The sequence below is a fragment of the Variovorax sp. genome (genome assembly GCF_035634955.1).
GTDB lineage: Bacteria > Pseudomonadota > Gammaproteobacteria > Burkholderiales > Burkholderiaceae_C > Variovorax.
On record NZ_DASQBZ010000015.1, the window covers coordinates 111901 to 134709 of the forward strand.

Annotated in this window: 10 protein-coding genes; 9 read left to right on the forward strand and 1 reads right to left on the reverse strand. The window is 61.2% G+C overall.

Annotated features, from left to right (window positions below; all coding sequences use genetic code 11):
* The first annotated feature begins 423 nt into the window (after nucleotides 1–423).
* From VES41_RS05515 to VES41_RS05530, 4 genes are read left to right on the forward strand one after another with little or no spacing between them, the layout of a single operon-like run.
* Complete coding sequence (locus VES41_RS05515) at nucleotides 424–1890, forward strand: DUF3375 domain-containing protein (RefSeq protein ID WP_324814012.1); 1467 nt, start codon at nucleotides 424–426, stop codon at nucleotides 1888–1890.
* Nucleotides 1874–2611, forward strand: coding sequence for a DUF4194 domain-containing protein (locus VES41_RS05520; protein ID WP_324814015.1), 738 nt, complete (start codon nucleotides 1874–1876; stop codon nucleotides 2609–2611). Before VES41_RS05515 ends, VES41_RS05520 begins: the two co-directional genes overlap by 17 nt.
* Nucleotides 2608–6210 (forward strand): ATP-binding protein, encoded by a 3603-nt coding sequence (locus VES41_RS05525; RefSeq protein ID WP_324814018.1) that lies wholly within the window; start codon nucleotides 2608–2610, stop codon nucleotides 6208–6210. The genes VES41_RS05520 and VES41_RS05525 overlap by 4 nt, the downstream gene beginning before the upstream one ends.
* Before the next feature lie 11 nt (nucleotides 6211–6221).
* Nucleotides 6222–7565 carry a DUF3322 domain-containing protein gene (locus VES41_RS05530; protein WP_324814021.1) on the forward strand — a complete coding sequence of 448 codons (1344 nt, stop codon included), beginning with the start codon at nucleotides 6222–6224 and terminating at the stop codon, nucleotides 7563–7565.
* 177 nt (nucleotides 7566–7742) lie between these two features.
* Here VES41_RS05530 and VES41_RS05535 read toward each other — a convergent pair whose 3' ends face one another.
* Nucleotides 7743–8699, reverse strand: a complete 957-nt coding sequence (locus VES41_RS05535) for a nucleotide pyrophosphohydrolase (protein WP_324814024.1) — start codon at nucleotides 8697–8699, stop codon at nucleotides 7743–7745.
* A gap of 291 nt (nucleotides 8700–8990) precedes the next feature.
* Here VES41_RS05535 and VES41_RS05540 point away from each other — a divergent pair, with 291 nt between their 5' ends.
* From VES41_RS05540 to VES41_RS05560, 5 genes are all read left to right on the forward strand, one after another.
* Entirely contained in the window at nucleotides 8991–9215 is a 225-nt protein-coding gene (locus VES41_RS05540; RefSeq protein ID WP_324814026.1) for a hypothetical protein, read from the forward strand.
* Nucleotides 9216–9313: 98 nt separating this feature from the next.
* A complete protein-coding gene (locus VES41_RS05545; protein ID WP_324814029.1) occupies nucleotides 9314–14614 on the forward strand; it encodes a DEAD/DEAH box helicase in 5301 nt (1766 codons plus the stop codon).
* An 18-nt stretch (nucleotides 14615–14632) separates the two neighbouring features.
* Complete coding sequence (locus VES41_RS05550; RefSeq protein ID WP_324814031.1) at nucleotides 14633–17425, forward strand: helicase-related protein; 2793 nt, start codon at nucleotides 14633–14635, stop codon at nucleotides 17423–17425.
* Nucleotides 17426–17443: 18 nt separating this feature from the next.
* Nucleotides 17444–21457 carry an Eco57I restriction-modification methylase domain-containing protein gene (locus VES41_RS05555; RefSeq protein WP_324814034.1) on the forward strand — a complete coding sequence of 1338 codons (4014 nt, stop codon included), beginning with the start codon at nucleotides 17444–17446 and terminating at the stop codon, nucleotides 21455–21457.
* Nucleotides 21457–22803, forward strand: a complete 1347-nt coding sequence (locus VES41_RS05560; protein WP_324814981.1) for a DUF3696 domain-containing protein — start codon at nucleotides 21457–21459, stop codon at nucleotides 22801–22803. Before VES41_RS05555 ends, VES41_RS05560 begins: the two co-directional genes overlap by 1 nt.
* The last annotated feature ends 6 nt before the right edge of the window (nucleotides 22804–22809 follow it).

The following is a 22809-nucleotide window of genomic DNA, read 5'->3' on the forward strand; positions in this document are numbered from 1 at the left end:
ATGGCGTGTGTCGCGAGGCGCGATGGGTGCGGCGCACGGCGCGCAGCTTCAGGGATCGCCGGGGCAGGTCGGGCCACCCCACCCTGCGGCAGACCTTGCGGCACGCCTCCTGGCTGACTCCAAGCATGCTGGCGATGTCCCTGAACTGCATTCAGTCCTTGCGTACGGCGCGCGAGTCTGCGGTCCGGGAGCAGTCGAGGGGCGCGAAACGAAGAAGTGTGGAAACGTTCACATTGCGGGGTAAGTAATCATTTCTACAATGCCCGACAGCGCCGCTGCGTGCTATTGGGGAGATCGCGCGCAGCGTTCCATTGGTGTGACATGCCGGTACTCGAAGGGTGTCGGGGTAAGAAGGGCTAGACGTCAATGAGGTCCTACAGAGAAGCAAAGTCGTTCTCGCCGTCGCACCATACAGCGTAGGTCATGAGCATCTTGCGCAGCGCAGCCACACTGCGCAACCTTCGCGAGCAATCGATGTGGAAGCTCCTTGCTGCCGACCGCGCGCCTGTCATTGCCGCCCTGTTGGACAACTTGCTCCTTCAGGACGAGAAGGTGCTCTCCGCGTCTACCTTCGAAGAGCGGCTTACGCGAGACATGGAAGCGCTTCGCGCGCAGGGCTATGAGTTGCCTTACGCGGCACCGGCCTATGTGCGGGAATGGCTTGACCTGGGTTGGCTGTCGCGGCGCCTTGCTCAAGGCGCCGCCGAGGAAGAGCTCAGCCTCACGACCGATGCAGCCAATGCCGTGCGCTTCGTTGTTGGGTCGACCCAGCCGCGCCGCACTGCAACGGAAAGCCGTCTGGCCACTGTCATCAACCAACTGCAGCGACTTGCGGAAGAAACTGATGGGGACCGCAAGAGCCGACTCGAGTCACTGATCGAGCAGCGCGACCGTATAGACCGCGAGATTGAGCGCGTCAACAACGGCCAAATCACGACGCTGCCAGATGAGCGGGCGTTGGAGCGTGCTCGCGACATTATCTTTCTCGCCGAGGAACTGGTTTCGGATTTTCGGCAGGTGCGCGATGAATTTGAGCGACTCAACCGCGACCTACGCGCAACCCTTATGGATCACGAAGGCAGCCGCGGCCATGTCCTTGAGAAGCTCTTCAGCGGTGTGGACGTCATCGGCGATAGCGACGCCGGTCGCACCTTCCAGGCCTTCTGGCGCCTCCTCAATGACTACGAGCAATCCGCCATCCTTGAAGATGCCGTCGATGCGCTGAACTCTCGCTCGTTCTCCAGAAGCCTGAGTGATGCCGACCGGCGCATGTTGCGCAACCTCACGAGTCTTCTGCTCAAGGAAGGTTCGACCGTGCATGAAGTGCAGCAAAGCTTTGCCCGAGGCCTGAAGCATTTCGTTCAGAGTCGGGAGTTCATGGAAAACCGCCGACTGCATCAGCTGCTCGGGGCGGCCCAGCGCGGCGCTGTTCAAGTCAAGGATCAGCTCCGTACCAACGCCAATATCGGCTTCACTCTCACCTCGACCGGTGCCCGGGTCGCTTCAGCTGCCCAGTGGGGTTTGCTCGACCCCGACATGCGGATGGCGGACACCACGATGGAGAAGGTACCCGAGGGCGAACTCTCGATGGATCAAATTGTCGAGATGGTTCGTCGTTCGGAGATCGACCTCCGTGCCCTGAAGCGCAACATCCTCGTCCTCCTAGAAGACAAGGAAGTGGTGAGCTTGACCGAATTGCTCGAAAACTTTGATGTCGAGCAGGGCCTGGGCAGCGTCGTGGGCTATCTCTCCTTGGCCGCGAAGCACGGTCAGATTTTCGACACGCAGCACTGCTCCATTGAATGGACGGGTGCAGACGGCGTGCGTCGACGTGCTGACGCTCCTACCGTGTTCTTCCGTCGGGAACGGGCCCATGAATTCCAGCTTTGACTTTCTTCCTTTCGCCGAGGACGGCACTCCCACCGACTCGTTAGAGGCTTCGGTAGCCGCGTTGCAGGTGACCCGTCAGCAGACTTTTGAGGGCGATAGCGGCGCCCTGCCGCTGGACACGCGCCGCACACTGGTGCAACTCTTAACCGGTCCCCTGGTAGACGGTCGGCGACATTCCAAAGCGTGGGAAGTGGTGTTGCGCGACGAGCAAGTCCTGCGCAGCCGGCTACACGAGCTATTCCTGGAGCTGGTACTGGACCGGGACCAGCAGGTGGCCTTCTTGCGCCAGGTATCCCGAGAGGATGTGGACATCCCGATCCTGCTGCGACGAAACACGCTGTCCTTCATCGAGACCGCGCTGCTGCTCTTCTTGCGTCTTCGCCTGACTCAGGCCGACGCGCAGGGGGAGCGCGCGGCACTCGACCTCCAGGAAATGCTCGAGTACCTCAAGACGTTTGAACGCAGTGACAACGTCGACCAGTCGCGTTTCGCCAAACAGTGCGATGGTGCGGTGGAGAAGGCAAAAAAGCTGGGCTTGTTGCGCAAACTGGCCAACTCAGAAGAGCGATTCGAGGTTTCGCCTGCGCTCAAGCTACTTTTTCCTGCAGAGGAGATTGAGCAGCTGACCAAGGCCTATGCCATGGCAGCCGGCCTTCCGAATGCGCCCGACGCGGGGGCCGCCACCGGCGACGACAACGAGGATGAAGGGGACGAAGCGTGACGGACTCCAACAACGGGAACCAGTCGGGGGGCGAAGGGTTGTTCGCCACGACCAGTGTGCCCGCGTTCCTCTTGAAACAGGCGAATGAGGTCGATCCGATAGCCCTGGCACCAGCCGTCGCCCCGTTTTCGCCAGGCCCCGATCTATTTTCGTTCGAGGTGGACAGCGCGCCCCCTACCCCCTCTCCGCCCTTGATGGCGCGCCCTCCTGCAGTTGGGGCCGACATGGTGAGCGGGCATTTGACACGTCCTAACGTGTTCCTCGACGGCGACGACCCCGATGTCCGAGCGCAGTTCCGCCTGCGTCGCCTGCAGGCCTACAACTGGGGGACGTTCCAAGGGGTCGCGGACTTTGCCATCGCGCCCGAAGGCTACCTATTCGTAGGCAACTCCGGCTCAGGAAAGAGCACGATGCTCGATGGTCTGGCTGCGCTCACCACCCCGGACCGATGGCGCGCTTTCAACGCGGCGGCGCGCGAGGCGGATCGCGGCCGTTCTGACCGCAATCTTGTGACCTACGTGCGCGGCGCCTGGGCTCGGCAGAGCAATGACGAGCGTGAGGCCGTCCAGCAGTTCCTGCGCAAGGGCACCACCTGGAGCGCGCTGGCCGCCACATACCGCAACGCGCTGGGAACGGTGGTCACCATCGTCATGCTGATGTGGATTCGAGGCCAAAGTGCATCCACTCGCGACCTGCGCCACCAGTACCTCGTCTTCGAGCGCGAATTCGACGTCACTGAATTCAAGGCACCGTTCGCCGAGACGGACTTCGACGTTAGGAAGCTCAAGACGGCCTTTCCGGAAGCCTTCATCCGCGAAGAATTCAAGGCCTACCAAGAGCGCTTCTGTCGGCTGTTGGGCATCGAAAGCGAGCGAGCGCTACGTCTGTTGCACAAGACGCAGTCGACCAAGGACCTGGGCGAGCTAAATGTGTTCCTTCGAGATTTCATGCTCGACGAACCAGAAACGTTCTCAGTTTCCGAGCGACTGGTTCGCGACTTCCAGGAGCTCAATGCAGCTCACGCCGAAGTGGTTTCGGCTCGTCGACAAATTGAGACGTTGGCGGCAGCGCGGGACAACTTTGCGACCCGTGCGGGCGTCGTGACACAGATTGACGACCTCCAAGCCATCGACGAGCACCTGGAAAGCTATGGTCAGGAGCAGCGCGGGATATTGATAACTGCCGATATCGATGAGACGAGAAGGGAAATCCAGCACTCCCAGATCGCCGTTGGCGAGGCAAAGGCGAAGGAAGCGCACGAGAAAAGCGTGCGCGACCAATACATCTCTCAGGTACAGGGTGCCGGCGGCCTACAGCTTCAAAACCTGGAGCTTCGAATTAAGGAGGCCGAGGGTCAGAAAGGCAATCGCCTCACCAAGCATGCAGTGGTCGATGCGGCATGCCGGGCCTTGGAGTGGCCGACTCCCAATGCGCCGCAAACCTTTCTTGCTATCCAAGAGAAAGCGCGGGTCATGCTCACCGGACCGTCGCCGGCTGACGACCTTGAGGAGCGTCGAGACCCCGTCAAGAGCCAGTACGACCGCCTTTCCGAGCGTTTGAGCGAACTGCGCAGCGAAATCGAGTCGATGGAGCGCCAACCATCCAGTATTCCAAGGCCGTACCTGCGGCTGCGTGCCGAGCTTGCGGAGGAACTTGGCGCAGAGCCCAAGGACCTGCCCTTCGCGGGTGAGCTGATGGAAGTACGTTCCGAGGAAGCGGTTTGGACCGGTGCCATAGAGCGCGTTCTGCGAGGCTTTTCGCTATCCATCGTCGTGCAGCCAGACCTGTACGCCGATTTCAGCCGCGCGCTCAACGAGCGGCACACCGGAATGCGTGTCGTCTATTTGCGCGCCATCATGAACGCGCCCACAGAGGCAGACCGTCGTTCTCTCAGCGAAGGCTCGCTGGTCCGCAAGGTCACGCTGGCCCGTGGGCCTCACCAAGACTGGATGCGTCAACAATTGCGCCAGCACTTCGACTATGAATGTGTCGAGGACATGGCGGAGTTCCGCAGTAGCACTCGCGCCGTCACCAAGGCCGGCCAGGTGAAGCACAACTCCACGCGTCACGAAAAGGACGACCGCTCAAACGTCAGCGACCGTCGCCAGTGGGTAATGGGCTTGGACAACCTGGCTAAGAGACAGGTTTACATCGCCGAGGCGCAAAAGGTTGGCGTAGACCTTGCCGTGCTCAAGGGGCAACTCGACGAACTCACGAAGGAGCGCAACGAACTTCAGAAGCGTCGCGATCAGGCGAACATCCTCGCCAATGTGAGTTGGGAAGAGATGGACGTCAACGGCTTGCTGCGCCAGATTGCCGAGCTGCAGCAGCAGCGCAACCTCGAGCTGGAGCGCAATCCAGACCTAAAGGGCTTGCAAGAGCGCTTGGCCAACCAGGAAAAACACTACGAAGCTGCGGTCGCGAAGCGACAGAAGGCCGAGGGCGATGAGCGCGACGGCCTAAAACGACTGACGGCCCTGCAAAAATCGCTGGACGCGCTGCATGTACCTCGTGCACTTACCGAGGGGATGCGCGCTTCCATCAAAGAACGCGTGGTGCGTATCAACCGTCAATTGACTCTGGAGTCGCTGGACAGCGTACTGCACAACGTAACCCGGGACATTGGGAAGGAGCGCGACACGCTCAAGGGCCGCTCGGCCGCTCTTCAGGCGGCCATCGAACAGGCGTTTCGGGACTACAGCCGCATTTGGCCGTCAGAAGCCGGCGGTCTGGACCCAAAATTGGAGAGCGCAACGGACTTCATCGCCAAGCTCGAACGACTGGAAAGCGACGACTTGCCGCGGTTCGAAGACCGATTCATGCAGCTACTGCAGCAACAGAGCAACCAGAACCTGGCCACATTGCAGCAGCGCCTGGATATCGAGCGAAAGCAGATTCATGACCGGCTGGACCAAGTCAACGGCAGCTTGAAAACGGCGGACTACAACCCCGGCACCCACTTGGTGATCGAACCGCACGACCGCGCTCTGGACGAGGTCAAGGCGTTTCGCGCGCAATTGCGCGACGCGTTGACCCAGGCCTTCACGCAAGACAAGGAAGCTGCCGAGCGCCGCTTCGAAGCCCTCAGCGCTATGGTGAAGCGCTTGTCCAGCCAGGAATCGGCCGACGTCAAATGGCGCACCCTGGTCTTGGATGTCCGACTCCACGTGGACTTCCGCGTTCGCGAGCTTGACCGGGACGGTATCGAGCGCGAGGTCTATCACAGTGGTGCCGGCAAGTCGGGGGGCCAGCGGCAGAAGCTGGCTGCGGCGTGCCTTGCTGCCGCGCTGCGTTACCAGCTAGGCGGTCAAGATCGCTCAGTGCCCTCGTACTCCACCGTCGTTTTAGATGAAGCCTTCGACAAGGCCGATGCGGAATTCACGGCCGCTGCCATGACCATTTTCAAGACCTTCGGGTTCCAGATGGTGGTGGCCACACCAATGCGCTCAGTGATGACACTCGAGCCCTTTATCGGCGGGGCCTCTGTCATTCATATCGTCGACGGCAAGAGTTCACGCTTTTCGCAGGTCCAGTATGACAACGTCCAAGGGCGCCTCGGCTTGACCGCAGAGCTGCACGCCCTCGCGACCGAAGAGTGAGCGCACGAGGCATGAAGTTGGAATCCGTGGCCACCGTCCTCGCCGAGATGAAGCGGCGCATAGACGCGCGGTTTGGCCTATGGCTTCTGCAGGACGCAGGCGTGCCCGAGGGCACGGAGCCCCGTGAGGACGGGCTTGACGCTGCAACGTGGCCAGTCCGCGTGCCCATGGGCAGCTTGAAGGAGCGAGATGTCCTCGAGTCGATGGACCTCGTCGCCAAATGGGTGCGAGAGTGGGAGCAAGCGCAAGCCGCTTTGCCCAGAGGCATCACGTTGGACTGGGAAACTCGCCAGTGGACCCGACTCGGGGAGCAGCGAATTCCTGCGCGTCTGGTCATTGATTCCCCAGGTGCCCTGGCTGAATGGGTAAATCAGGGCCCGCAATGGCGCCAGGCCTGCCACCGCCGAGAGATGCTTTTCCGGCGTTTTGGAAAGTTGCGCAGCTCACCGGTCTGCCGGCGCCACCTCGCAGTGTTCGTGGACTGGGCCGATGAGGACGTGGAGCGATTGCAAACGCTTCTTGCGTGGTTCGAGGCCAATCCGAGCTCAGGCCTGTACCTGCGTCAACTCCCCGTGCCAACCATCGACACCAAATGGATCGAACCGCGCAAGGCCGTCGTGCGCGATTTTCTATTGGCGGTCAAGGGTCAGCTGGTCACTGCGGCGTCTCAGGACTTCCACGAGGTTTGCGGGTTGCGCAAGCCGGCGGGCAAACTTCGTTTGCGAGTCTTGTGCCCCGAGCTGCGAGCGAGCCTAGCCGGCCTATGCGACATCGAGGCGCCGGTGGAAGAAGTGGCCAGGATGACCCTTCCTGTCCGTTCGATCATCATCGTAGAAAACTTGGAAACCGGTCTGGCGCTGCCGGATTTCGAGGGCGCAGTTGCCTTCATGCGATTGGGCCACGCGGTTTCGGAGCTCGCTCGCATTCCTTGGTTGCGACCGGAGCATCTCGCTGGCAGCGTCGACCAAAGCTCCCCGCCCCGCATGATCTACTGGGGCGACCTGGATACGCATGGTTTTGCCATTCTGTCGCGAGCTCGCGGCATCTTTTCACGGCTGCAATCCATCTTGATGGATGAGGCGACCTTTTCGCGCGGGCAGTCCCTATGGGTTACCGAACTCAAACCAAATCGCGCCGAGGTCTTACCTCACTTAACGCCTGCCGAGATGGACGTGTATGTTGGGCTGCGTTCGAATCGATGGGGCGTCGGCCTTCGGTTGGAGCAGGAGCGACTCTCCTGGCCGGAGTGTCTACGCGTGCTCCGGGAGGCGCTTGAGGTCAATCCTGACCAATCAATCGACGGTTCGGCCGACCGACAGTTGGTCGGCCAGGCGGTTCATATCGTAGGCCTCTGAGGCCTCCGCAGTCTGCGCCGCTGCGCCGCTGCGCCGCTGCGCCGCTGCGCATTATCGGATTGCCGCCGGACGACAGAGCGCGTCAAGCATTTGTTCCTCAAACTGGCCGTTCCAAAACCTCGGAGGTCAATATCCTGCGGGCGGTAGCGTCGCTCTTGTGGAAGGATGCGCGGGGTGTTATCCGAATGCGTAGCTCACTCGACCTGTCGCCTCGATAGAGACCTTGCCTCCCGCCAGAAGCCCAGACAGCACTGCCGGCACCGACTCGGCGTTTGCTGCCTCACCCAAGAGTGACGCGATGGCGGCAACAAGTGACGCCTCCTTAGACGGCCGACTTGTGGTTTTTTGAAGGCTGGCTTCCACCCGAGCGAGGGCTCGAAGGAGGTCTTCGGCCAGAGGCGTCGGTAGAACGTCTGCAGATTGAGGCGAAATCGCGGGAAGTACGATCGCAAAACCAACCTGACGCGCCGCGAACCCGAGGCCAATCGCGTGATCAATCATCGGACCATAGCCCCGATCGTTCGCCATCACGACCAGGTTCGCCTGTGGATGGCGAGATGCGATGTACCCCATGTAAAACGACAAATGAAAGTCGAGCGCGTTCTTTCCCGTGCGCGCAATCGGTACAGGAGTAACTCGATTTCCAAAGGAAGCGTGGTGGACCTCGACGCGCTTTTGATGTGGGCCATGAAAGAGCCAAACGTCCGTGACGTCAGGCACTACCTTGCGAATGTCTACATCTTTGGGTTGGACGTTTTCCCAGTCAACCAACACATGCGTCTGCGGCGAGACGGTCTTCTCTTCCATCGGAACGGCTACGCGAACCGGCGGATGCTTCTTGGCGTTCATCGCCAGCTTTCGACCAACGGCGCGCTTCAGATCAATTTGCGAATGGTCGGCCAGTTGGAGAAGGTAGAGCAACACATCCGCGACCTCCTCCCCAATCCGGTCCCTCAGCACCGCATCATCATGGGCTCGCTGTGACTCCTCAGCAGTCATCCACTGAAAGATCTCCGCCAACTCCGCAGCTTCGACCATCAGCGCTGTCGACAAGTTCTTCGGTGTGTGGAAAGGCTGCCAATCGCGTTGGGCCGCGAATTCTCGCAAGGTCGTCTGTAGAGCCAACAAATCCAAGTCTCACTCCGATGGGCTTAGGTTCCTCAGTTTCCCGTACACCTCCAGAGAAGACATTAGCCAAATCCCGAAAAGGCATCGGGTGCTGCGTCAAGCGGCTTTCGAATCCCGAAGACTAAAGTCGTCGTCACGCGGCGCCCAATAGGCTGGATGTGCCACACCGTACGGGTGACGCTCCTGCAGGCCTCGAAGTTCAATTTCACCCCAAAAGTGATGCTCCGATTCGAGTCCGCCACTTCTGGGCCTGATACGCTATGCAAAACGCTAGCGTTTTCCACACAGGAGCAGTTTTTGACCATCACCAAATCCGAAGTCGTCAGCGTTCGCGTCCCACCCGATGTCAAAGCCGCTCTTATCACTGCCGCAGGACTCGAGCGTCGCAGCCTTGCGTCGATGGTGGAGTTCATGGTGCTGGAATACTGCAAGACACGGTCGATTCCGCTTGATACCGAGGGAGCCGCAGCGACGTTGAGTCGTCGAAAGGCGCGGAGCAGAGCGGATGTTTCGGATGTCTGAAGGCGCACGGTGCAGACCGCGAGGGGTTGACGCCTTATTGGCTCCTGGCATCCGCCTTCGCGCGCGAACCCAATACAAAGATAACGGAGAACAGAGCCGTGGATGACGTTTTTCAGTTCCGCAACCAATTGGTTGATCGCTACAGCAACTTCTCTCGCAGCTTCGTTCGTATCGCAGCGCAGGACATCCAACAGGAAGTCGAGCGCCAGTACCAGGACGGCAGGTACTGGCCCGAGCCACTGGTTCAGATCAACCCCAACTATCAGCGCAAAGGCACCGTTCAGTCGCTGGCTGCTGAAGGCGTACTGCATCCCGTTTGCGCAGACGTTTTTCTGGTTGGGAAGCCTGAAGGCCATCCGCAACCACTCCACCTATACGCCCATCAATTGCAGGCCCTCGCCAAGGGCCAGGCGGAGCAAAGTTATGTCGTAACCACCGGGACGGGCTCCGGGAAGTCGCTTTCGTTCTTCATCCCCATCATTGACCGGATCATCAAGGCTAAGGCAGAAGGGGGTAAGCCACGTACACGGGCCATCGTCATCTACCCGATGAACGCGTTGGCGAACAGCCAACTGGAAGAACTCGACAAGTTCCTGCACGGCTATGGATCCGGCGAGCGGCCATTTACCGTAGCGCGCTATACCGGCCAGGAGAAGAAGCCTGAGCGCGACGCGATCGCGGACAACCCGCCAGACATCTTGCTCACCAACTTCATGATGCTGGAGTACATCCTCACCCGCTTCGACGATGTGGATCGCAGGGTGGTGGACAACTGTGAAGGCTTGCAATTCTTGGTGCTGGATGAGCTCCACACCTACCGGGGACGCCAAGGGGCTGATGTGGCCCTGCTTGTCCGGCGTCTGCGCGAGCGACTCAAGGCTGACAAACTGGTTTGCATCGGCACATCCGCCACTATGTCGAGCGCGGGCACCCAGGCAGATCGCAACCGCACCGTGGCCGAAGTAGCTGCCAAGCTGTTTGGCACCCACATCAGCGAACACGATGTGATTGGGGAAACCCTCGAACGCGTTACGAACCCGCTCAAGGACGTCGCGGCGGTTGCTGCCGAATTGCCAGCAGCCGTACGGCGTGAGCACTTCGAGTGGTCAGACTTTGACGCTTTTCAACGTGATCCGCTGTCGATCTGGGTAGAGCTCAACCTCGGCATCGAGCTGCCTGATCACGAGCCCCCTCGGAGAGCCAAGCCCAAGACCATCCAGGTCGCCAGCGAAGATTTGGCGCGCGACGCCAAGTGCGACGTGGTGCAGGCCCGCGCAGCACTGCAGGGTTTTCTGGTGGCCGCGCACGAAGTGCGAACACCTCAAGGGCGCCCTCCTTTTGCCTTCAAGCTGCACCAATTCATCAGCGGCCCCGGCAAGGTTCTCACCACGCTGGAGGCCGCAGGCCACCGTCACATTACCCTTGATGCCCAACGCTTCGCGCCCGGTCGACAAGATGAAGGTGTTCATCTCTATCCCGCCCACTTTTGCCGGGATTGTGGGCAGGAGTACCTGCCAGTGTGGCAGTCTGGGCAAAGACCGGTCACCTACCTGCCGCGAGAGATCGACGACGTCAGCGCAGACGACAACGAAGATGCCAGTTATGGGTTTCTCTGCCCGACGAAAGGTGGGCAGCAGTATGGTGGTCAGATCGACGATCTGCCTGAGACTTGGCTGGACCTGAGCCGGGAGGAGCCGAAAGTCAAGCCCGCCTACAGAAAGGCCATCCCCTATCGAGTCGCCGCCGACCCCCAAGGGCACGATGGATCGGGTGAGGACTTCTGGTTCGTTCCGGGCAAGTTCCGCTTTTGCCTGAGTTGCGGTGTGGTCCATGAGGCGCATGGCAAGGATGCGAACCGCCTCTCCAGTTTGTCGGGCGAAGGCCGTTCCTCGGCCACCACGATGATCGCGCTGAGCGCCCTTCAGCAGCTCTTTGCTTTGCCTGATCCAGCGCCGGGTCAACCCGACCCGCGCAAGCTGTTGGGGTTCACCGACAACCGGCAGGACGCCGCCCTGCAGGCGGGTCACTTCAACGACTTCATCTTTTTGTTGACTCTGCGCGCAGGCCTGATTGGTGCCTTGCAGGACAACGCTGGCGTGCTTAACGAGGAGCAACTCGCCGATGCCGTGTTTAAAGCGCTCGGCTTCCAACAGGTGGAGCAGAGCATCCTGGCGGAGTATCTGCGCTCTCCCAAGCTTATGGGCCTAGCACGGCAAGAGGCCCAGCGCACGTTGCGCTTCACTATTGCCTATCGCCTGCTGCGCGATCTGCGTAAAGGCTGGCGTCACAACAACCCCAATCTGGATCAGCTCAATCTACTGGCGATCCGCTATCGCGGCCTGGACGAGTTTTCCGCTGATGCAGGTGCATTCACGGATAACAGTGTGCTGTCCAGACTCAATCCGACGCATCGCGCGCGCTTGAGCGTGCTGCTGTTCGACAGCCTGCGCCGGCATCTGTGCCTTGAAACCCGGTACCTGGACCCTGTCGAGCATGACAAGGCGCGCACGAGCGGCCATACCTACCTTACGGAGCGCTGGGCATTTGCCCCCGATGAAAAACTTGAAACGGGTCGCTACCTGATCCTGGGCAAGCGTCCCGAGTACAAGGGAAAGCCGCGCACCGACCTTGTCACCGGCGGTGCACGCTCGCGTTTGTTGCGGCAGATCAAGACATCCAGCTTCTGGCAAGACACGGTCTTTGCCAATGAGGTCAAACGTTGGAAGGACGTTGAATGGGTTGAACTCATCGAGGCCATGCTGCGCGCCGCAGGCAGCTACGGCTATGTCCAGAAGCACGCCATCGATGCGCAACTGGCAGGCTGGCGCCTGAACGCCGCGGCCTTGGACTGGTGCCTGACCACCGATCAGATACTGGGCGACGACACCCGGGTGAATGCCTTTTTCCGTGAGCTCTACCTGAGTGTGGCTGACCTGCTGCGCTTGCCATCTCACCCACTGTTCGAGTTCGAAGCACAAGAGCACACCGCACAGGTCGATGCCCCGCGCCGGCAACTGCTGGAGCAGCGCTTCCGCTACACGGACAAAGACCGCAACGATTGGTCCCAGAACCCCGCGCACGAGGCTCCGCTGGAGCGCCTTCCTGTCATGTTCTGCTCGCCCACCATGGAGCTGGGCGTAGACATCTCTGCACTCAACACTGTGTATCTGCGGAACATGCCGCCCACGCCCGCCAACTACGCGCAGCGTAGTGGCCGGGCGGGCCGCTCCGGCCAGCAGGCGCTGGTGGTGACCTACTGTGCCGCCCTCAGTCCCCACGACCAATGGTTCTTCCACCATGCCAATGACATGGTGCACGGAGTGGTCCGTGCGCCGACGCTGGATCTGGCCAACCGGGACCTCGTAGACAGCCACCTGCAAGCGGTTTGGCTGGCCAGCACGCAAAGCCCGTTGGACGCCAGCATCGCCCCGATGCTTGATCTGGACCAACCCGGCAAACCGCTCAAACAAAGCTACCAAGACGCCTTCAATGCACCTGGTGTGCGTGAACGCGCCTTGGACAGCGCACAGCGGGTCGTCGACCAACTTCTGACCGAGTTGAATGGCAGCCACTGGTTCACACCTGAGTACGTACGACAGGTCATCGAGCGTGCTCCGCAACAGTTCTCGGGTGCACTGGAACGCTGGCGAGTCTTGTTCGATGCCACTCGGCAGCAGATGAACATGGCCGACCAGATCGTCAAGAGCCACACCGCCTCGCACGGTGAGCGCCAGAACGCCCAGCGGCGCTACGGCGACGCTGCCCGCCAGTACGCCGTACTCCTCAAGTCAGGCAACAGCCAGAACACTGATTTCTACACCTATCGCTACCTGGCCAGCCAAGGATTCCTGCCGGGCTACAACTTCCCTCGCCTGCCCCTCATGGCCTGGATACCAGCTCGCGGCGGACAAACGACCAATGGCAAGGACGACGAGGGCAGCATGGTAAGTCGCCCCCGTTTCCTGGCGCTGTCTGAGTTTGGGCCACGCAGCCTCATCTACCACCAAGGCCGCATGTACCGCGTGGTGCGTGCCAAGCTCAATGTGGGCAACGCCGATCACATTTCGGGCAATAGCCAGCTCTCAACGATCACCTCGTTGGTGTGTAGCCAATGCGGCTACGGCCACCTGGGCGAGCCGGGTGGCGGGCAGCCTCTGGTTAACCGCTGTGAGAACTGTGATGCCCTGCTGACTGAAACCGATTGGGTGCGTGAGCTCTACCGCATCGAGACAGTCGAAACCGTGCCGGTCGAGCGCATCTCCATCAACGACGAAGATCGCCAGCGACAAGGCTTCGAGCTGCAAACCACATACCGATTTTTGCCTGGGCCCGATGGGAATATCCAGAAACAGAAAGCAGATGTTTTGCAGAATGATGAGGGCCTTGCTGAGCTCAGCTACGCCCCTGCCGCACGCATTTGGCGAATCAACCGGGGGTGGCGTCGTCGCAAGGACAAGGAGCAGTTGGGCTTCTACATCAACCCCATTACGGGCACCTGGAGCAAGCAGGACGCCCCGGATGCGGGTGACGACAACGGCAACGACGACGCGCTCATGGACAAGGTGCCCAACCAGCGCATCGTCCCCTTCGTCGAAGACCATCGCAATTTGCTGATCCTGGCGCCGGTGGATGAGTTGCAGTTAGAGGCCATGGCGACGCTGCAGGCCGCTCTCAAGCGGGGTGTCGAAATGACTTTTCAGATCGAAGAGTCTGAACTGGTGACCGAGCCTTTGCCGAAGCTCGACGAACGCCGCGCCCTGCTGTTTTACGAGGCAGCAGAAGGCGGTGCGGGTGTGCTCACCCGTTTGGCTAACGACTCCGCCAGCCTGGCACAAGTTGCGCAGAACGCGCTGCGTCTCCTGCACCACCGAGATCCCGCCGACGGCATCTGGCGCATGGAAGATCTGCCCTCGCTGGAAGAAACCGATGACCTCGGCAACCACATCTGCGAGGCGGGTTGCTACCAGTGTCTGCTCTCCTACTTCAACCAGCCTGACCACGAGCACATCAACCGTCGCAACCCCGAAGCGCTCAAGCTGCTGGTTGCCATGGCCAACGCCGAAGTGAAGCTGCGCCCCGCACTGGACAGCCCCCCGGCCGCCTCGGTTGGCGCTGATACGCTACCAACAGGCAATACGACCGAGGCACGCTGGCTGGCCGCCCTGCATCAGGCAGGCCTGGCCACCCCAGACGCCTTGAATGTCTCTGTCAACCAAGGCGCAGCCACCGCTGCAGCCCAGTACAAGGCCGCGCGTGCCTTGGTATTCCTCAGCGCGGTCGATGCCGCTACGGCCGCGTCGCTGCAAGACAAGGGCTGGCAGGTGCTGGACTTCTCTGAACCCGAACATTGGTCAAAGCGCTTCGCCGAACATCCTGCCGTATTTGGTCAGGCCAGCTGACCTCCCCGAACGAATTCCATGACAACCCTTGAATACGTCTTTCAGCCAGGCACCCTGGTTCGCGCTCGAGGCCGCGAATGGGTGGTACAGACTGACACGCACCGCGACTGGCTGCGCTTGCGCCCTCTGGGTGGTGCCGAAGACGAAACCATTGCCCTGATTCCCGAACTGGAGCTGGTGCCGGTCGAACACGCCACCTTTGAATTGCCAGACCCAGCCCTGGCAGGCAACCATGCAGCGGCTGTTCTGTTGCGCGATGCCTTGCGCCTCACCCTGCGCGCCGGCGCAGGCCCCTTCCGTTCGTTCGGCAACATCGCGGTGGAACCACGCGGCTACCAACTGGTGCCCTTGCTGATGGCTCTGCGCCTGTCCACGGTTCGCTTGCTGATTGCAGACGACGTGGGCGTTGGCAAGACCGTCGAAGCAGGGTTGATTGCCCGCGAGTTGATGGACCGTGGCGAGATTGCCCGCCTGGCCGTGCTGTGCCCGCCGCATTTGGTCGAGCAATGGCAATCCGAGCTGGAGACCCGCTTCAATCTTCATGCCATCGCCCTTACGGCATCGTCAGCCGCCAGGGTCGAGCGCGAACTGCCCCACGGCGTGGCCTTGTTCGATCACCACCCTGTGGTCGTCGTGAGTCTGGACTACATCAAAAGCGAGCGCAACCGCGAGCAGTTCATTGCCACCGCGCCCGAGTGCATCATCGTGGACGAGGCCCATACCTGCGCCAGCAGCGGCGCCGGCAAGCAACTGCGCTTTGAGTTGTTGCAGCGCTTGTGCAAAGACGAACACCGGCACCTGATCCTGCTCACCGCCACGCCGCACTCGGGTGACGAGGGGGCCTTCTACAACCTACTGTCGTTGCTGGACCAGCGCTTCCTGGCACTTCAAGGCCGTATGTCGGCCAGCGATCCGTTGCGTCAGGAACTGGCGCGCCATTTCGTTCAACGCCGCCGAAAAGACATCGCCGAGTGGCAGGCCGAGACGCAAGACGGTCGAGGCTTTGCCCGGCGCATGAAAACCGAGCTGACTTACCAGCTCAGTGGCGACTGGGGCAACTTCTTCGACGCTGTACAAGACTACTGCCGCGAACTGGCCGAGACCGCCGAGCGCGAAAGCGCGGCCGGAGGCTCCGGCCTCATGTGGTACGCCACCTTGGCCTTGCTGCGCTGCGTGGCATCCTCGCCTGCTGCAGCGGTCAAAGCCTTGACCACCCGTCTTGAAGGCACTCGGTCCGAAGATGAGCTGCTGACCGACGAGCGTCTGCACGACGGGGCAGTAGACGACCTTTCAACCAGCGACCTGGAGCCCCCTGCCCAGGTGCAAGACGCGTCCCGTCTACAAACGCTCATCAACACGGCCGAGCGTCTCTCAGGACTGTCCGGCGACCCCAAGCTGGCCGCACTGATCCAACACGTGGGTCAGTTGCTCAAAGATGGCTACCACCCCGTGGTGTTCTGCCGCTACATCGCCACTGCGCATTACGTGGCCGACCATCTCAAGGCAAAGTTTCCCCAGGCCACCATTGAGGCCATCACGGGCGAATTGACGCCCGAGGAGCGGCGCGAGCGTGTCGAAGACATGGGCGAGACCAGCAGCCGCATCTTGGTTGCGACCGACTGCCTGTCAGAGGGCATCAACCTGCAGCACCTGTTCACCGCCGTCATCCACTACGACCTGGCCTGGAACCCCACGCGCCACGAACAACGCGAAGGCCGGGTGGATCGATTCGGCCAGCAAGCCCCGGAGGTGCGCTGCACCATGCTCTACGGGCAAGACAACCCGATTGATGGCTTTGTGCTGAAGGTCATCTTGCGCAAGGGCGAGGCGATCCAGAAAGAACTGGGCGTAATGGTGCCCCTGCCTGAGGACGATGCCCGCATCAACCAGGCACTGGTCAAGGCCGCGCTGATGCGCCGCGAGCACAAGGCACCGGCCATCATGCTGCAAGAGTCCTTCGACTTTGGCGAGCCGGAGCGCCTGCTCGCGCCCTTGCAGGCCCAGTGGCAAGACGCTCTGGAAAAGGCCAAGGCCAACCGGACCGTGTTTGCTCAGCGCCGCATCCGCCCTGACGAGGTGCTGCCCGAGTGGCACAAACAGCAGCAGGCCCTGGGTGCCCAGGCCGATGTGAAGCGCTTTCTGCAAAGCGCCTGCGTGCGCCTGGGCTCACCTCTGGACAACACGCGCCGCGCCGACCGGGTGCGCTTCACCCCTGAACACCTACCCGAAGCCTTGCGCCTACGCTTGGCCGACGAAGGGCTGGATGAAGCTCAGCTGATCGACTTTGACGAACTGCACCGCAGCCACCCGCTGGTGGGCCTGCTGGCCCAGCACCTGCTGGAAGATGCCCTCGGCAACACCCAGCCCGTTGCAGCCCGCTGCGCGGCCACGCTGACCAACGATGTGGAGGTGGCCACCACGTTGTACCTGCTGCGCGTGCGCCACCAGCTCAGCTACGTGCGCCGCCGCGAACCCTTCCAGATGATGGCCGAAGAAACCGTCGCCCTGGCTGTACGCGGCCGGGCGAACCCGGAGTGGTTGACAGATGGACAGGCGGCCCGCCTCATCGAGTGCACCCCCAGTGGCAACCTCCCAGCTGAGGCCGTGCGGCGCGAGGTGCGTCAGGCCCTCGAGTTCCTGGCCGCCCATCCACATCAGTTGCAGGCCCTGGCCCAGCAACGTGCCGATACCTTGCTGGACGACCACAAGCGCGTGCGCGAAGCTGCTCGCGACGTGGGCCAGTACAACGTCAAGCCCTGCCTGCCCGTGGATGTGATGGGCGTGTACGTGCTCCTGCCTGATTCGCTGTAAGTCTGAGCCGATAACAACATGAAACGCATCCGCAACAGCAAGCACCAGTCCACGCTCAACCTGCCCACCATCCAGCTGGAAGGCAGCCTTTTCCTGCCCGACCAGTTGGAAAAGGCCGCCCAAGGCCGCGCCGAAGGCCAGACCGAGGTGGACTACGGCGTGCCCAAGGGCGTCAAGCTCAAAGACGAGTACAGCCGATCCTTCCAGATTGCCTGCGCGCAGTGGCAACACTTCGCCACCCACTTAGACCGAGCCGACGTAGAAGCCCACCGGCTCACCATCGGATTCGTGAGCGAACTGCTGCGAGACGCCTTGGGTTACACGCCTGTGCAGCCCAGCACGTCGGTGCAGGTGGGTGCCATGGCCTACCCCGTCAGCGTGATCGCAGGCCGGACGGTGGTGCTGGTGGCCCCGCACAACGTTACCTTGGACGACGCCGACCCACGCTTCGCCGTGGCAGGCAGCGGCAACCGCAAGAAGTCGGCCTTTCAGGCCATGCAAGAGCTGCTCAACGCCAGCCCCCAGCACAGCTGGGGCATCGTCAGCAACGGCAAGCAACTCCGTCTGCTGCGCGATGCAGCGTCACTTACCCGGCCCACCTACCTAGAATTTGACTTGGCGGACTTGCTGGGCGGCCAACGCTATGCCGAGTTCGCCAACGTGTGGCGCTTGCTGCACGCCAGCCGCGCACTGCAGACTGGCGGCGCGGCGTGTGTCTGGGAACGATGGCGCGAAGCAGGCAAAGCCGAGGGCACCCGCGTGCGGGATGGCCTGCGCAACGGGGTTGAGAAAGCCCTGCTCACCTTCGGCGAAGGCTTCTTGCAGCACCCTTCCAACGATGCGCTGCGCGCGGCGCTGCACGATGGCAGCCTGAGCAAGGACGCCTACTTCCAGCAACTGCTGCGCCTCATCTACCGGCTGATCTTTGTCTTCACCGTGGAAGAGCGCGGTGTGTTGCATCCAATTGATGAGAGCGCCGAGGCCCTGGCTGCCCGCAACGCCTATGCCGAAGGCTATGCCCTGAGCCGTCTACGCGAGGTCTGCCTCAAGCGCCGCGCCCGCAACCGGCATGACGACCACTGGCAGGCCATACGCATCATCTGGCGAGGCTTGGCGCACGGCCAAGCCCGGCTGGCTTTGCCCGCTTTGGGCGGCCTATTCTCGGAAGACCAATGCCCGCACCTGGACACAGCTAGCCTGCAAAACACCCACATGCTGGCCGCTCTGCAGCACCTGCGCTGGGCCGTCACCGTCCAAGGCAAGGCCAGCAGCCTCACCCCAGTGGACTACCGCAACATGGGGCCGGAAGAGCTGGGCAGCGTGTACGAAAGCCTGCTCGAGCTTGTGCCCACCGTTGACCTGCCCGCGCGCACCTTTGGCTTTGTCGGCATCACTGAGGAAGGAAGCACCGCCGGCAATGCCCGCAAGACCTCGGGCAGCTACTACACGCCTGATAGCCTAGTGCAGGATCTGATCAAGAGTGCGCTTGATCCTGTCATCGAACAGCGCCTGCAGGCCCGCCCCGAAAACCCCACCGACGCCCTGCTGTCCATCCGCGTGATGGACCCCGCCTGCGGCAGCGGGCACTTTCTGCTGGCTGCCGCCCGCCGCCTCGCCGAAAAGCTGGCCGAGATGCGCAGCGTTGACGGTGGGCAGGAGGGCGCGGTGCGCCCGCAAGACTATCGCCACGCGCTGCGTGAGGTGGTGGCTCGCTGCATCTTCGGGGTGGACCGGAACCCCATGGCCATTGAACTGGCCCGCACCGCTCTGTGGCTGGAAGGCTTTGAGGAAGGCCGCCCCTTGAGCTTTCTGGATCACCACCTGCAAGTGGGTGATGCGCTCTTGGGCCTCACCGACCTCAAGACCCTGGAATTCGGCATCGCGAAGGATGCGTTCAAACCCTTGTCAGGTGACGACAAGGAGGTGTGCAAAGGACTGGCCAAGGCCAACACCGCCGCACTCAAGCAACTTGCAGCTGAACGCAAGAGCCAACAGGCCCGCCTGCAGTTGGAAGACACACATGGCCTGACCCAACTGCGGGCCATCGAAGCCCTGCCCGAAAGCAGCACCGCTGAAATAGAGGCCAAGGCCCAGGCATACGATCATTACCTGCAAGGGGCACGATCCAGCCACTTGGCCGCCGCGGCCGACGCCTTGCTGGGTGCCTACCTGCTGCCGAAAAACGAGGCCACCGCCAAGGCCATTCCGACCACCACCACCCTCGTCCTCATTCTACAAGGCTCCACCCTACAGGCCGAGCAACAAGCGGCGCTAGCCACGGCACAAGCGGCATGCCTGCACGCCCGGGTCTTTCACTGGCCACTGGCCTTTCCGCAGGTATTTGCCCAGGGTGGTTTCGATTGCGTGCTGGGCAACCCGCCGTGGGAACACGTGGAGCTGAAAGAGGAAGAATTCTTTGCCACCCGCCACCGTAACGTGGCAGAGGCCCGCAACAAGGCCGAGCGTGCGCAGCGCATCCAATGGCTAAGCGAAGGCATGCTGGCCCGGCACCTTCACCCCGAACTGATCCAGGACTCCCATGAAGACGAGGCCGAAAAACGCTTGTACGCCGAGTTCATCAACACTCGCCGTACCTACGAGTCCGCTAGTAACTTCGCCCATGTGGATGGTAAAGACGGAGGGCGCTACCCGCTCACCGGCGTGGGGCGCGTCAACACCTATGCGCTGTTCGCGGAAGCCATTCTGCAGATCCACGCGCGCGACGGCCGCGCTGGCTTCATCGTGCCCACTGGCATTGCCACGGATGACAGCACGAAGGCCTTCTTCGGACACATCACGCAGCAAGGCCGCCTGGTCAGTCTTTACGACATTGAGAACCGAGATGCCGTGTTCCCCTCGGTACACCGCAGCTACAAGTTCTGTCTGCTTACCCTGGGGGCAGCAGAACAGGCCGAGTTTGTTTGCTTTGCCAGCCAGGTGGATCAACTGTCCGACCCCAGGCGCCGCTTCACTCTCAGCCCCGACGAATTCCGCCTCATCAACCCCAACACGCTCACTTGTCCGGTGTTCCGCAGCGCGCGCGATGCGGAGTTGACCAAGCGGCTATACCGCGCCGCACCCGTGTTGATGAAGGATGCGGTGACCGTTGGTGAAGGCAAGCAGGCCCACGTGGTTGAGCCGCCACACAACGCATGGGGCATCACGTTCTCTCAAGGCTTGTTCAACATGTCCAGCGACAGTCACTTGTTCGCCGATGAACCCGCTCCCGACCGACTTCCGCTGTACGAGGCCAAGCTGATGCACCAGTTCGACCACCGTTGGGCCACCTACACACCGGACGGCAACAGTCGTGACCTGGGCAAGGCAGAAAAAGCAGATCCCGCTTGCACAGTCACCCCGCGTTATTGGGTGGGCCGCGCCGAAGTAGAAGAGCGCCTGCAAGAGGTAGGATGGCGCAGTCGTTGGATGATTGGCTGGCGACGAAACTGCCGATCCACGGACGAGAGAACATGCATTGCCAGCGTAATGCCTGCGGCTGCAGTTGGCGACAGCTTGTTTCTCATGCTGCCGAGAACGGAAGACCTCAGATTGAGCGCCTGCTTGTTGGCATGCTTGAACTCGTTGACTTTTGACTTCATATCTAGGCAAAAGGTGGGTGGCGTCAACTTCAGCTTCTATTTCATGAAGCAGCTTCCCGTCCTTCCACCCAGCCGTTACTCCGAGACGGACATGGCCTTCATCGTCCCGCGTGTGCTGGAACTGACCAACACCGCACACGATCTGTCCGATTGGGCGAAGGACTTGGGGTACGAAGGCACTCCCTTTTCCTTCGACTCCGACCGCCGAGCCACTCTGCGCGCCGAACTCGACGCCTACTACGCGCGCCTGTACGGCCTGACCCGCGACGAGCTGCGCTACATCCTCGATCCAGCAGATGTGATGGGTGAGGACTACCCGTCAGAAACCTTCCGCGTTCTGAAGGACAAGGAAAAGCGCGAATTCGGCGAATACCGAACTCAGCTACTGGTACTGGAAGCTTGGGAGCAGCTGGAACGCGGAGAACTGTGCTGATGCTGACTCACCTAAAACTGGAAAACTTCAAGATCTGGCGTAGTACGGGCCCAATTCGAATGGCACCTATCACGCTGCTGCTTGGCACCAACTCGTCGGGCAAGTCCAGCTTGATTCAAAGCCTGCTACTGGTTCGACAAACCGTGAGGGGAGATGACCCAAATCTAGACCTGAATTTGGGCAATCCTGACGGCGACGATTCGGTCACCCTGGGCCAATTCAAAGATTTGCTCTGTCGGCACGGCGCCGCGACCGAAAGCACATTGGCAACGCAAGTGGGCATCGAGTTTCGCTGGAGCGAGGATGGTTCGGCGGAGAGCTCTACGCTGTTTTCTGCGCGTTACAACAAGGGCCCGGCTGGCAGCGCCGAACTGGCCTTTTTGCGCTTGGGCAAAGACGGGCAAGGATTCAGCGTGCAAAGACGCAAACCCGGTATCTACCGCTTGAGCATAGCCACACAGGCGAGGCCCTTGGGCCAGAGTGCCGATCTTCGTCCGCAGCGTTCATTTGCCTTTTCGGCGTCCACGCTGAACAAGCTCGGCGTGCAGGGGGAGTTGATCGAGCCAATCGGCCCGGCCTTGCTCGATGAGTTGGGACGCATCATCTACTTGGGCCCCGTGCGCCGCTTGGCACAGCGCGACTATGTGTGGGCAGGCAGGATGCCTGCCCACGTTGGTGACGATGGGGCCAAGGCCGTAGACGCCCTCATAGCCAGCGGTGTGGCCCGCCAATTGGCCAAGAGGCGCAACGAAGCCTTGCCGGCAGAAGGGGCACTCTTTGAACAAACGATTCGCTGGTTGAAAGATATGAACCTCGCTGATGGTCTCTCCATCCGCGCTTTGGGAAACTCAGCTCGCTATGAGCTGCTAGTCGAGAACGACGGCCAGGCCGTCAACCTAAAGGATGTGGGCGTGGGAGTTTCGCAGGTCATCCCCGTCATCGTTGCGGCCTTGTTTGCGCAGCCCGGTCATATCGTCATCGTCGAAGAGCCTGAAAGCCATCTGCACCCGCTCGCTCAAAGTAAGCTGGCCGAACTGCTGGCGCTAGTAAGCAAGGAGCGCAACGTCCAGTTTATCGTCGAGACCCACTCCGAACACCTGTTCCGGCGCATGCAGACCTTGATTGCCCGTGGAGAGGTTCCAATTGCCGATGCTGCCATGTACTTCGTTGAACGAGAGGGCAAGAACGCACGCCTTTTGCTGTTGGAGGTCGATGACTTCGGGCGGGTGCGAAACTGGCCCAAGGATTTCTTCGGTGATGCGCTGGGTGAAACCCGTGAACAAACTGCACTAGCCATCAAACGAGCTAAAGAGCTGAGGGCCCAGGATGGCAAAGTTCCTGGTTGACACAAA

Coding starts and splice junctions, on each gene's coding strand:
- VES41_RS05550 (WP_324814031.1), top strand. CDS start 14,633: ATGACAACCCTTGAATACGTCTTTCAGCCAGGCACCCTGGTTCGCGCT.
- VES41_RS05520 (WP_324814015.1), top strand. CDS start 1,874: ATGAATTCCAGCTTTGACTTTCTTCCTTTCGCCGAGGACGGCACTCCC.
- VES41_RS05515 (WP_324814012.1), top strand. CDS start 424: ATGAGCATCTTGCGCAGCGCAGCCACACTGCGCAACCTTCGCGAGCAA.
- VES41_RS05555 (WP_324814034.1), top strand. CDS start 17,444: ATGAAACGCATCCGCAACAGCAAGCACCAGTCCACGCTCAACCTGCCC.
- VES41_RS05530 (WP_324814021.1), top strand. CDS start 6,222: ATGAAGTTGGAATCCGTGGCCACCGTCCTCGCCGAGATGAAGCGGCGC.
- VES41_RS05560 (WP_324814981.1), top strand. CDS start 21,457: ATGCTGACTCACCTAAAACTGGAAAACTTCAAGATCTGGCGTAGTACG.